This is a genomic window from Candidatus Stygibacter australis (assembly GCA_030765845.1).
Lineage (GTDB): Bacteria > Cloacimonadota > Cloacimonadia > Cloacimonadales > TCS61 > Stygibacter > Stygibacter australis.
This window is the reverse complement of sequence record JAVCDJ010000142.1, coordinates 1-15,225: the sequence shown is the minus strand read 5'-3', so window position 1 is coordinate 15,225 and position 15,225 is coordinate 1. Positions and strand designations below refer to the sequence as shown.

Genomic DNA, 15,225 nt, shown 5'->3' with positions numbered 1-15,225 from the left:
AATTTAATAGAGACCATTTGTAAATCAGACCAAATTGCAATGTTATTTTTCTATAATTAATTATTCGTTGTCAAATTTTATTACTTTTCGTTTTTTATTTTCTTTGAATAAATCTTATGTTTCCACTTATTCTATACTTCTGATGAAGATCAGTACATGGCGATGTATATGAAAGGCATGGCTGCTTCGATCATAATAAGCGCAACTGCAATGGGGGATGCAGATGGGGAAACCGATGAGGGATTTGAATCGTTCTCTCATAAGGGACACCAAATGATGTATTCCAAGATTGATGAAGGTGGAATGAATATATCTGTGCTGGTCGTGGTTTATTCTGAGAAAGGACTTCTCATTTCAGTGAATGCTATGACCGAAATGTCAAAAGAAGAATTGTTATCAATAGCTGATAAGCTAAAATTTTAAACTGAAACGTCACGAACCATTAACAAGTCCAACAAATCGTAGGATCTTCTTCGGTTGGTCTTCAGTAATTGCAGAATGCTGGATGGAGTTCAGAATGAATATCAGTGTTACTTTGAGTGTCTCATAAATTTTGAGGATATACAAGGAAAATTGAAATATTTGACAATAAATATATAACTCTAAATAATACCAGACAAATAATTTATTATGAATTCTTTATAAATGAAAAAAATGGAAAGAATAAAAAATGATTATTGCATAATATTTTTATGCTCGATCTACATATCTGGTTTCAGTTAACTATTCCATCAAAGTAATTAAGTTGTCTATAGTAAAGGGAGATAATTTTCAAAGCACGCTAACGTGAGTTATAGCAGGAAATTATTTTAATTTTCATAAAGAGTACATAAAAACATAGAACAAAGGAGAAATGATGAAAGGAAGAATTAGAATTGGTTTGTTTATATTAACATCAATATTGGTAATATCTTCATTAGTATATGCTACACCTGTTAATATTGAAACAGCGAAACAAGTTGCCAATAATTGGTATTTAGAAAGAAGTGAAGAAAACAATCTGAAAAATGTGGAAGTTATCGAGACATTTTTTATCCGTGAAAACTCACAGGATATTTATTATGTCTTTAATTTTAGGGAAGGCGGCTATATAATGATCGCTGCCGATGATGCTGTCGTACCTGTTCTCGGTTATAGTTTTGAGCATCATTATGGATTGGAAAATCATCCACCACAGTTCGATGCTATGCTTGCCAGTTTTAAGGAGCAGATAGTGTATGCTAAAGAGAATAACCTTTCAGCTTCCCAGGCAGCACAAGATGAATGGGAAAGGTTAAATGTGAGAACAGAGAATTTCGAAAGAAATAGAGATTTCAACCGTCTTGGACCATTGATTAGTTCTCTTTGGAATCAGAGTTATAGTTGGAATACATATTGTCCTCCTGATGTTTCCGGTCCCGGAGGATATGTTTATGCCGGTTGTACTGCGGTTGCTATGGCACAAGTTATGAATTATTGGGGGCAACCGACAACAGGAACTGGTTCACATAGTTATTCCTGCCCTCCTTATGGTACACTTTCTGCTAATTTTGGTTCTACTACTTATAATTTTCCTATGAATAACAGCTCTCCTACAAATGCATCCAGGGAGTTACTTTATCATTGTGGTGTCGGAGCTGAAATGGATTATGGACCTGATGCTTCTGGGGCTTGGGTTGGTAACCATACTTACTGTGCACGAAATGCATTAGTTAATTATTTTAAATATAACTCAATTGCACATTTTGAACTAAAAAACGACTATTCTGATACAGTGTGGAAAGGTATGATCAAGACTGATTTAGATAATGGGCGACCTCTTGTTTATAGAGGATATTATCCATATTATCCTTATGCAGGTCATGCCTTTAATCTAGATGGTTATGAAGATTTAGATATAATTCATTTCCATTTTAATTGGGGCTGGTCAGGTTCTTATAATGGATACTACTATCTAAACAATCTAAATCCCGGTTCTCATAATTTTACAGATTATCAGGGAGCGATATTTAGTCTTTGTCCAACTATCAATGTCTGGACTGGGAATCACAGTCATCTTTGGGGAAATACAGCCAATTGGTCTTTAGGTCATATTCCTTCTGCCACTGAAGATGTCGAGATACCAAATGTAAACATGCCGTGTATCGTCGATTATTCTGACAAAACATGTAATAATCTAACAATCTATCCCGATGCAACAGTAAATATTTACGACCAGACGCTTACTGTAAACAACGATTTGATAAACCATGGAACAATTGGCATGTTACAGGATAATTCCTACCTGAATATAATGCACGATGTAGTATGGGAATCGGGATCATCCTTAAATGTAACCGCTTATAGTTCTTATATTAATGTCTATGGTGACTGGAACTTTGAAAATGGTGCTAATGTAAATCCAACCCAAGGATTTGTTGATTTTGAAGGAACAACTGGTAGTTGGATAAGATGTTATAGCACTAATAGTAATTTCTACATGCTCAGGAACTACAAATCTGGTGGAGCAAAAGCAATATTCAGTAATGTCTCTACAGAAGACATAGTTATAAATGGGCTGGTTTATACTAGCTCTGGTAGTATTTTAGAAAGTATGTCAAATCAGAACATAATAATGAGAGGTGATTTTAATTATTACGGAACATTTGATTTTACACAATTATCCAATACAGGTTCGGTCATCTTTGATGGAACTTCACAAAATATTAATAATTACAGTTCCGGATCCGGTACTTTTAATAATGTTGTCTTCAGCGCTTCAACTGGTGTAACATTAGTTAATGAAGGTATAACCGTTGCAGGTGATCTAACTATAGAACAGGGAAATTTCAACTCAGCAAACTATCCTGTTACTGTTGGTGGAAATTGGATAAATTCTGGTGGATCGTATACTCCAGGAACCAGCATGGTTACATTTGACAGCAGTGGTGATCATCAAGACGTGAATGGAACTAATACTTTCTATGATGTTCATCAAATCAATAATTCAATGAATCTTCGATTTAATGGTAATAATACTATCTTGAATGACCTTGATCTGGATTATTTCTGTTGGGCATATCATACTTTTAATGTTAATGGAACATTAAATATTGATGACCCAAGTTCCAGATTTACTGCTAATGGTGCTTCTGCAATTGCTACTATCGCAACTCTCGACCAAGGAGGAACTGTTTATTGTAACGGAGCAGCAACAATAACAATCAACGATCTTGTTGAATCTACGATTCAGGGAACATATTATGCAGATGACGTAGGAGGTGTAATTAATCTATCAAATGGAGGATCAGCAGTTGACTTAGCAGGTGATCTGTATATAAATGGTGGAACCATGAATATCTCAGGAACTTTTTGTTTTTGGCCATATTATGCAGCTGCATCTATAACAATGACAGATGGTGTGCTCGATGTAACCTCATGTGGAATTTACTTATCTGCATCAAACACGCTTACTGAAACAATTACCGGTGGAACGATAAGAACTTCAGGTGGTTTTACAGGGTTAAGAACCGATTTCAATCCAACTGGTGGAACTTTAGAATTGTATGGAACAACTGATGCAAGCCTGAGTTTAGGAACAGGTAGTAACTTGTACAATGTAAATATAAATAAATTAGTAGCTGATAATTTAGTTACAAAAAGTATGAAGTCATCAAAACGTGAAAAGGTAAGAATTGATCGAGACGGAGCACCATTTGAAGTTACACGCTCACAGACAATCAATGTTACAAGTGACTTGGATATCACCGGAGATCTTCAAATATCCAATGGAACATTCAATCTCAATGGATTTAACGTTAATGTATTGAATGATGTAAAAAATTATGGTTCGTTAACAGTAGCTGTTACTGACACCTTAAATACTGGTAATGATATGTATTTGTATTCTGGCTCAGTAGTTGATCTATCGGGAACAATTCTATTAGGAACTAGAACGATGTATTATGGTGATGCTATTCACAATACTGGTAGTACTTTCAATCAAACTTCTGGTGATTACTATGTAGAAACTATTAATCTGTATGATGGAAGTCAATTCAACGGAACAGGTGGTATAACACACATGTATGTTAATGGTTCTTCATCAACCAATAATATCGAAATTGACGATCCGGATAGCTACTTCTATAAGTTCTATGTAGATGATGGAGCTAATGCTGCACTTGTTGGTTGTATATATGATCTGGATGTTTCTAATGCTTCATATATCAGAGGTGCTTTAGATATCAATTCATGTGAAATGAACGTACAATACTTTGATGTTTATGATAATGGTAATCTCATAATTGATGACGGTGGTGTAGTTAATGTAAATGGTAATGGACCATACATGCACAGTACCGGTGCTTTAACTATGACTACAGGTAGTGAACTAAATAGCGCATCAAACATCTCTTTCCAATCAGGATCAATAGAAAATGTATCCGGTGGAGATATTTATCTGGAAGGTTCTTTGACAAATTCTAGTGGAATTTTCACTCCTACCGATGGTTCAGTAACCTTTGATGGAAGTACAGCATCACTAATTGACGGAACAACTGCATTCCATGATCTTAATATCAATAAAACAGGGTCAACTGTAACAACGAATGCTGCCTTTAGCATGAATGATCTTGTGATTAATTCAGGTATTCTCAATCCAAGTGGATTCGATATCGAAGTGTATGGAGACTGGACAAATAATGTAGGTGATGCCGGATTTGTGGAAGGAACGGGGACTGTTACTTTTGATGGTACAGGTGATGTAAGTATTACTCCGGCAGAAACATTCTATAACCTTACTCTTGATAAAGTATCCTCGGCTGATTGGCTAACTCCTAATGGTGATTTAACTATTGGAAACGATCTTGTTATTAATCCCGGAGCTCTTTATTCAGGTAATAATACAATATCCGTTAATGGTAACGCGACTGTCAACAGTGGTGGAGTATTATACATGCAGGCAAATAGTACACTTGCTCTTGATGATGCAAGCAATCTAAATGTTAATAGCGGTGGATGGCTTTATGTCGTTGGATCTTCTGGTAATCAAGCAACTGTTACCCATCAATCAACAGGTTTCTATGGTTTCAATATTAACAGTGGTGGAACTATAGGGGCTCAATACGCTACTTTTGAGTACATGGATGGTAATGGAATTTATCTGTTACCTGGAGCTAATGTTCATTCTACTTTTACTTTTAACAACTGTATCTTCAGAAATGGACATGACGCACCTTCAGCATTACTTTCATTAAACAATGATTCTGAGTTCACGTCCACAGGTGCATCATTTTATAACAACGCTTCTGGTTTAACAGGATATAATGTCTGGAAATATTATGATACCGGTGAAGCAACATTCAATGACGTAACCGGTGATTTTTGGGGTGCGGGTGATGAATATGATCCATATAATCGTGTCCACTGGAGCGGTGGAGTACTGCTGGCAATTGATGATCTTACAATTCAGTATAACGCAGGGACTAATACAATTGTTCTGACCTGGACATATCCAGTGCCAGTTGATCAATTTAAGGTATATCGTTCTACAGACCCGTATGATTTCATAGGATCAACTGTATTCACAACTGCTACAGTTGGTTACTCTGAACCAGCAACAGGTACAAAGTATTTCTATCGTGTTACTGCTGAAAATATTTCTGATAATATCGGTACTGGAGGAAAAGCAGCAAGTTCAGACTCTGCACCGTGGAATAAGTAATCCAAACGTAACTCAATCAAATAAGAGTCCCATCAATTAGTTGGTGGGACTCTTACTATTTTTCTCAATGCCCCTGAAAATATTGTTATTACGATAACTGATTCTTTAATTATTATCTGGGATCCTGTGATCGATGCAGATGAATATGATATTTGGTCATCTGATAATCCATATAATGATTTCAGTTATGAATCAACAGTTTTTGAAGAAAGTTGTTCAATTCCGATACCATCAGTCAGGAAATTCTACAGAATAATAGCAAAGACACAACCTGTGGTTAAGAAATAGTATAGTAATGATAATAGCTGTTTCCTATACTCTGGGCGGATTCTCTTATTTGCAATTTCCATTAAGGACGGTATAATAGATTCACTCAGATATAATCAAGATTTGCTTCACTTAACTTTGTGACCTGAATGTTTTGTTAACATTGGCTTATACATAGCAAGGATTTGGATTGATAATGCACACAAAATCGTGGCAGATAATTATAATTTCCCAATCAATTTCCGGAGTGGGAATTACAATGGTGTTAAGATATTAGAGAAGTTACAACTTATCTTTGTTGATGCTATATGTGATTTTGCAGGAGAAGATTATAATGAAGATCCGTTTAATCTCATCGATTGGACAACCAGCGTTCTTCCTGAAATTCATGATTTGAATATTCAATATAATGCAGGTAATATTGAACTTAATTTATATCAACTGCAAATATTATAATTATTTAGAGATATCCCTACAAGCAAAGTCATAATGATAAAGTTCAACCAAATAATCGTGGTTGTACTATTATAGATAAAGTCACAAACTATATTGAAATTCTTATCAATAATCCATCACACAATTTGAACTGATTTCCTCACTTTGCTTCTGAACAATTCTTTTCAAGTGGTTTCCTTTCTGGTTTCCAATACGAATGATAAAGCTCGAAATGGGGGATATGCATGGAAAAAATAAAAAGTTTGACAAAATTATTTTAAAAATTATCAAAAAGCTATTAAATAAATATTATATGGTGTGAAATGAAAAATTATTTTAAGCGTAAACTTCAAAAGTAGGGTCATATTATGACATAACAATCAAAAAATTTAATTACTACATCTTATTATTTTTAAATTAATAATACCTTGTTCTGAAAAAAAAGGAGAAATACCCATGAAAAAACTGTTCATTTTATTTTTATTTGTTACACTATTTCTTCATACAGCATTTGCTGCAAATGTGAGAGAAGATAGTATGGGAAGACCTTTGTACGCTGCTGATAGAATAAAAGTTAAACTATCGGAAGACGCAGCTGAAAGATTAAATCTGGTTCTATCTGAAACTGGTGATTATTCAAATACCGGATTGGTTGAATTAGACACTTTATTAAGATCAATCAATGTTTCTAAAATTTCTTTAGCTCATAGACCTGTACTAGATAAAATCTGGGAACAAGAAAATGGATTCAATAGATGGTATTTACTATTTGTTCCAATTGGAACTGATATTGAAAGCACAATAACCGAAATATCTAAAAACGATTATGTTGAATTTGCAAATCCCGAGTATATTAGTTACCTATCTGCAACTCCCAATGATCCTTACTTCGATGATTGTTGGGGGCATGATAATACTGCTCAACTGTTGAGCTGGAGTTATGATACATACAGTCATACAGGGCCGCCTGTAGGAACAGTAGGTTTTGATTCTCATATAGAAGAAGCATGGGATGATACTCAGGGTTATGGTAATTCCAGTATTATAATAGCGATTATAGATACAGGTGTTGATTATAATCATGAAGATTTAGATGGTAATTGTGTTAGTGGTTGGGATTACGGAGGTGGTGATAGTGATCCAATGGATGATAGTGCTGATGAAGGTCATGGAACTTGTTGCGCTGGTATTGCAGCAGGAGAAGTAAATAATTCAATCGGTGTTTCAGGTGTAGCTGGTAATTGTAGCATTATGCCTTTAAAGATCGCGAATAGTAGTGGAACACTTTTAAGTTCAGCTGTTATAAATGCCGTAACCCATTGTGGAGATAATGATGTAGATATAGCCAGTATGAGTTTCGGGTCAAATACGGATTATGGTGATGATCCTTCAAGAGACGCTGCTCTTCAATATGCTTATGATAATGGTGTTACATTACTTGCTTGCACAATGAATGAGGATTATGATCATATATGGAATCCAGCAAATGATCCTAATGTAATTGCAGTTGGTGCAGCTTCTCCTTGTGCTGAAAGAAAAGATGCATTTTCTTGTGATGGTGAAAATTGGTGGGGTTCAAATTATGGTGTAAATACTATGGATGCCAGAAATGCTGTTGATGTGATAGCACCAACCATACTACCTGCAACTGATGTAACTGGAGTAAATGGATATTCTTCAGGAGATTATTACATGTATTTTAATGGAACCTCCTGTGCTACTCCTTACGCTGCAGGTGTTGCTGCTCTTATCAAATCAAAAGATCCCTCTTTAACACCAGCACAAATAAGAGATATTTTAACTTCTACTGCTACTGATATTGTGGATGAAGGACCAGCTGGTTGGGACAGATACACTGGTTATGGAATGGTAAATGCCGATGCTGCTGTTGGTGCTGTTGGTACAAATACCTGGACAGGCGCCTGGAACCATTACTGGCACAATTCTAGTAACTGGTCTTTGGGTCATATTCCTACCGCAGGTGAAGATGTAATTATCACTACTGCTGGATTATCACCTTATGTTGCTTCCTATGATGATGCATGTTATAACTTGACTATTGAAGCTGGTGCAAGTTTAGATATTTTAGACCAGACACTCACAGTAAACAATGATGCTACGGTGCATGGTTCTATCGATATGCTCAATACAGCATCCAGACTTTATATCGATCATGATATCGTCTGGGAGTCAGGATCTACAGGAAGCATGACCGGTTCATCAAGAATTTATGTTTATGGTGACTGGAATTTCAATGAAGGTGCAGATGTGCAATTTACTACAGGGTATGTTGAATTTGTGGGCACATCTCAATCCTGGTTCAGAAGCAAAGAAGAAAATTGTCAATTGTACCATTTATTAAGTAACAAAAGCGCAACGAATTTTTCAGTCAGCTCCCAATCAACAGACGATCTTTATATTGCGGGTAACCTCTACAATAATACTTCCTATTATGGTAGTACCTTTCAATGTTATTCCATTCATTCGGTGATCTTGGATGGATATTTTAATAATTTGGGAGGAAATATTCAATGTCCCGCTGGTACGTTTGTATTTAATGGTTCCCCCACAATTCCACTTAAACCGAATAGCGGAGATTATTTCAATAATCTAACTATAAATACAGGAGCAACAGCTCTTTCTCTTGATGCTTCTTATTCTACTACTTTACAAATAAATGGTGATTTTCTCCTTGAAAGTGGATATTTTTATCCACATGCTTTTAATATAGAAATTGGTGGTGATTGGACAAATAATGCTGGTATTGGGAATTTTGGAGAAGCTTCAAGCAGGGTGGTCTTTAACGGCAGCAGCGGACATCAATATTGTTCAAATGAAACATTTAACGAACTTGAAGTAAATAAAGCCTCCGGCGGCGCATTCCGTATAAACGGTACCAATGTAGTTTGTGCTGCTTACGACTGGACTGCAGGTGCAGTAGATGTCTTATCTGGTTCTTTTACTGCTAATGATCTTATAGATAATGCTATACAAGGTGGTTATTATCTAAATGCTGGAGGAACAATCGACCTTACTAACTCCGGCACAGGAACTTTTGTCGATCTTAAAGGCGACCTACATATTTTCGGAGGTACAATGACTGTTGCAGGTTCTTATTGTGTATGGCCATACCTGGAAGATGCATCCATTGAAATGAGTGGTGGTATTCTTGATATTACCTCTTGCGGAATTAGTTTATCTTCATCAAATACACTTACAGAAGATATCAGTGGTGGTACAATAAGAACTCCCTATTCATTCACTGGAAATCGTACTGATTTCAATCCAACAGGCGGTACAATTGAACTATATGGTTCTACAAATGCAAGTTTGAGTATGGGAACCGGCAGTAACTTCTATGATGTTGAAATTAATAAATCCTCAAAAGCCCAATCAGAAAGTTCCAAAGATAAAGAATATGTGATAATTGAAAACAGAGATGGAACAAGAACAAGGTATGCAAAATCAAATACTGTATCTGCAGCCAGTGAGCTTGATATCAATGGTTATTTCATACTTGATACAGGTGTTTTTGATACCAATGGTAATGATATGTATGTAGCAGGAGACTGGGCTAATAATGTAGGTATCGCTGGTTTTATCGAAGGTACAAATACGGTTATTTTTGATGGACCATATTCAGCTGCAATACTGACACCTGAGACATTTTATGATCTTCATTTGAATAAAACCTATATTGGTTTTGCCGGTCTAGAAACAGGTTCTGGTGACAATAACGGTGTAGATGTAACAGTAACAAACAATTTAAGATTATATGATGGTACTATGGAACTTAATAATCCAACAAATTTAGCAATAGGTAATATATTAAGGATTTATAATGGAGCTTCATTAAATGCCAATGACCCAGGAACAATAAACATATCTGTTGTTGAGGACTGGTTTGACTATAATGCAAGTGGCGGATTCGATGCAGGATCTTCTTCTGTAGTTATCTTCAATGGAACTGATCCAGGTACTCTTCAACAAGTTGAAGAAAGTGAATATTTCAATGATATAGTAATTAATTCTGGAGCTGCCTATGTCCGTCCTTCTGATGGTATACCTATATGTTGTAAAAATATGGATATTGTAGCAGGAAAATTGAAAATCAGTTCATATAAGGTAGTTGTTGATGAAGATTTGAATATTTCAGATAGACTGGAAATGTCCTCACCTGACGACACTTTGATTGTGAACAATATTACCTGGGAAACCGGTTCATCCGATATTGTGACGGATGGTAAAATATTTGTCTCCGGAGATTGGACATTTAACAATGGTACAAGTACGCAACTCGGGACTGGAAATACCGTTTATTTTGATGGTTCTCTTGGTTCATTGATCCTATGCAATGATTCTGATGCTGAATTCGGAACTCTAATTATTGATAAGACAGCAGGACCTTCTGCTGATACTTATATTAATGGCTCTAGTTCAAACACTATGAATGTTTCCGGAGATATGACAGTAAGTGCTGGTAATCAATTCCATATACAGGATAGAGATTTGGTTGTTCAAAACACATTAGATATAGTTAATACTGGAGAAATGGATATGGTGAGTGGTGGAACTCTTACTAATAATTCTGATTTCACCCTTAACGGGCTTCTGGATGTTGCTGACGGAGATGTTCTTCTTCATGGATTATTTGAACTAGCTGCAACTGGAACACTAACGATTGACGGAGGTAATTTTGTCTGTGATGCACCTTGCAGTAAAGGATTTGTACGACTCTACGGAACTATGAACCTTAGTAGTGGAATATTTGAAGTGACCCACAACCAAATCGCAATCCAGAACACATTCACGGAAAATATCACAGGTGGTACCATCAGGGCTGGAGGGACTTTCTTTGCTAACACACCTAATACCTTTCAGCCGGAGAACAATACTTTCGAAAGTATTAATAGTATTGGTGGCACATATTTAACAATAGATACCACAAATTATTTCAATGATTTCACTGTAAATAATACAGTCCCCTGGGGAATATATAGCCCTCTCAGGATAACCGGAAACGTTTTGATCAGCGCAGGGACTATTTATTTGTCTGATCCATCAAACGGAAATTTGTATGTTGGTGGAGACTGGACAAATAATGTCGGTCCGGGAGGATTTGTAGAGTGGACCAGAACGGTTACATTCTATGGCCCGAATCCAGGAGATATAACCACTGATGAAACATTCTATGATCTCACTATCGATAAAACTGCTACTGGCTATGAGGATGTTGAAATAATGGATGGTATGACCGTCAATGTTACCAATGATCTGAATATAACAGATGGCAACATTGAAATGAATACTGGTTCTACCTTGAATATCGGAAATGATATGGATATTGCTCTTAATGCCGGTTTGAATGCCGGCGGGGTGGATACTGGACTGAATCTTACTATTGGTGGTGATTGGACAAATAGCAACACAACTTATGATTCCTGGGTAGGATTTTGGCCAGGATTATCAACAGTAACATTTAATGGTTCGAGTGATCAGTTCCTGTCAACAGCTTGTACTCAAGAGGATTTTTATGATTTGGTCATCAATAAGAGTGCAGGAGAATTCAAATCTAATGATGACACTCAGGCATACGGGAATATAATAATTTATATGGGCATTTGGAAAGATAATATAACAGCATTAACACATACTGTGTGGGGGGATTTTACGGTAGGGAACGGAGGTGCCATGCACACTGTTTCGATGTACAATACTATTATTTTCAAAGGTACAAGTGATGCTACACTTGAATATCTCGGTGTAACGGGCTATTTCCACAATATAATTGTGGATAAAACATCTACTAAGTATGAGGTAGTTCTTGATCCTGATGCTGAAAAAGTTTCACCGTCTAATAATACTGATGGTGGGAAAGCACAATATGTTACAGTGTTAAGTTACTTCACTTGTCAGCAAAATGGTTCTCTTATAGTTGAGGATGGCACTTTGGATCTGAATGGCAACTCCTTTGGCGGAACAGGGGATGTAATAATTAACAATGGAGGTATTCTTATTGTAAATGAAAATGCTGCTCTTAAAATTGGCTCGAGCAATACACTAACCGTAAATAACGGTGGCATCCTCCAGGCAATCGGGTCGAGTAGCAATAAGGCTGTTATCCAGACACTGAATACAGGATATTATGATTTCAATGTTGAAAGCGGTGGCACGATCAGTGCAGAATATGCTACCTTTGAAGACATGTCTGCAAATGGAGTGTATGTTAAAGATGGTGCGATTATTGATGCAAGTCATCCATTTAACAATTGTATTTTCAAAGATGGAATTGCTGCCGGAACCCTCCTCCGCATAGATAATGATCAAACCTTTATCGCAGATAATGTCAATTTTCCAACTAATACCTGGAGCGGAGCAAGTAATGTATTCAAAAACATGAATCAAGGACATGTTACCTTTGCAGGTTCAACGGGTGGTTTTGCAGGTCCGATGTATGAAGATGATACCTTTAACCGGATACATTGGACTGGTTTTGGACCAGATCTCACTATAACAGATACAGTATGGTCAGATATGAATCCCTATGTCTGTGATATGATAGATGTCGCCGTGACAGTAAAAAATATTGGGAATGTAGATGTAACAAATTGGTTTTATGTGGATTTGTACTATGACTTACCATCACCTCCTTCCATTTTTCAATCTGGTGATCAGAATGTGTATATTGATAGTGGTCTTCCTGCTGGTGATTCACTCATTGTTAATTTCAATGGTATTACAAGTACTACAGGAACAATTTGGTCATCCTATTTTCAGGTAGATGCAGATAGTAATATCGTAGAACTTAATAAAAATAACAATGTTTGGGGACCGGATGCAATTACCTGGAATGCTCTTCCTGCTATCAATGATCTGACCATCCACTACAATGCCGGTAACATAGAGTTGAATTGGTCATATTCTGCAGGAGCAGATAGTTTCTACATCTACCGTGATACAGATCCGTATTTTATTCCTGTATATGGAACACCTTATGTATCAATTGATGGAGCAAGTACAAGCTGGAATGAACCTGCAACGGGAACTACATACTTCTACATAGTAACAGCGGTGAAATCCAGCCCATCACCATTACCTGAGATATTGAATAATAAAGAATTTAAAAGGATTATCAATAGATAGTTAGAGCTTTTACGAAGGTTTACGACCTCGGCAAAGTTGTTTAAGAGTTCCATCTAAATGTATAGGTGGAACTCTTTTTTTTATATGATATTTGGAATGAAAGGTAAGTTTTTGCTTGATTAAATTGTTGACATTCACAAAAGTACTAAATCATTTCAAAATTTGTTAAGGTATTCAAAAGGAAAAAAATTGACAAAATATTTGATAAAATCCCCAAAAAGAATAAATATATTTAATCTGTGTAAAATGAAAACTTATTTAGTCAAAAATTTCACAAATAGGGTCATATTATCTTATGACATAGCAATCAAAAATTTAATTACGACATCTTGTTATTTTTCCACTTAACAGTCTTTGTTCAAACAAAAGGAGAATTACCCTTGAAAAAATTTATTATTATTTTATTATTTACAGTTTTCATACTTACATCAACAAACATTTTCGCATACCCAGCTTCTTTAAAAGAGTATATTGTGGACTCAGTAGTAACCAAGGATGGTAGGGTGGCTATAGCAGTAATAGTACCCGGTAAACCTCCAGAGAATTATAGAGCACCCATTGCATATCCTACAAAATCTTCTGTAATATTACCCCAAGTACCGGCATTTAATTGGTCATTTGGTTGTTCTGCAACATCAGCCTCCATGATAGCTGGTCACTATGACAATATGGGCTACCCTAATATGTATGCGGGTACAACAAATGGTGGTTTGATGCCGATGAATAATAGTTCATGGCCAGATGTATGGATAAATGGAGAACTCAGACATCAATGCCCATTAAGCGCAACTCGTAATGGAGTAGATGGTAGAACCACTAAGGGACATGTTGATGATTACTGGATAGGATCCGGGGCACAAGGTCCCGACCCCTGGGTTGGTAGTTGGCCTGAACATGCTTATGGTGAGTGTACTGCTGATTATATGAAAACTAATCAATGGATCGATCCTCCTAATATTATTAATAATGACGGATCAACCGCATTCTGGTATTGGGATGACGGAGCTCCAATGACAGAGTCTGAGATATTAGCCAACGGTTTGGATAACACAGATGGAGCTTATGGTTTTAAGCTATTTTGTGAATCCAGAGGATATACTGTAAATGATCTGTATACTCAACAGACTGTAGAAGAAGGACTTACTTATGGTTTTAGCTATAATGATTTTAAAGATGAAATAGATGCAGGACACCCTGTTTTAATACAGGTTACTGATCATACAATGGTTGGTTATGGTTATGACGACGGCGGTGGAACGAATACGATTTATATTCATGACACGTGGGACTACAGCGATCATACTATGACATGGGCAGGCTGGTATTCTGGAGGATACCACCACTATGCTGTTACGGTATTAGAGTTGGCACCTTCTACTATCAATGTCTGGACAGGTAATTCAGGCAATTACTGGAGTACTTCAGGAAACTGGTCTTTAGGCCATGTTCCTACTGCTGCTGAAGATGTGGAAATACCTAATGTTAACATGCCATGTATTGTTGTTTATTCTGATAAAGTTTGTCGGGATATTGAAATCTATCCCGGTGCTACAGTAAATATTTGCGGCAAGACGCTAACTGTTAATAACGATTTAATAAACCATGGAACAATTGGCATGCTACAGGATAATTCCTACCTGAATATAATGCACGATGTAGTATGGGAATCGGGATCATCCTTAAATGTAACCGCTTAT

5 protein-coding genes are annotated in these 15,225 nt (G+C 36.3%); all 5 read left to right on the top strand.

The features are described from left to right. Positions 1 to 111: 111 nt before the first annotated feature. Positions 112 to 423, top strand: coding sequence for a DUF4367 domain-containing protein (locus tag RAO94_07120; GenBank protein ID MDP8322103.1), 312 nt, complete (start codon positions 112 to 114; stop codon positions 421 to 423). Positions 424 to 853: 430 nt separating this feature from the next. Continuing rightward, the gene (locus RAO94_07115; GenBank protein ID MDP8322102.1) at positions 854 to 5,683 is read left to right on the top strand and encodes a C10 family peptidase; all 4,830 of its coding nucleotides are present in this window, start codon (positions 854 to 856) and stop codon (positions 5,681 to 5,683) included. A gap of 477 nt (positions 5,684 to 6,160) precedes the next feature. Then, positions 6,161 to 6,406: a hypothetical protein gene (locus RAO94_07110; GenBank protein MDP8322101.1), complete on the top strand. Its 246-nt coding sequence runs from the start codon at positions 6,161 to 6,163 to the stop codon at positions 6,404 to 6,406. Positions 6,407 to 6,841: 435 nt separating this feature from the next. Then, complete coding sequence (locus RAO94_07105) at positions 6,842 to 13,528, top strand: S8 family serine peptidase (GenBank protein ID MDP8322100.1); 6,687 nt, start codon at positions 6,842 to 6,844, stop codon at positions 13,526 to 13,528. A 503-nt stretch (positions 13,529 to 14,031) separates the two neighbouring features. Beyond that, on the top strand, positions 14,032 to 15,225 hold a 1,194-nt coding region (locus RAO94_07100), incomplete at its 3' end, for a hypothetical protein (protein MDP8322099.1).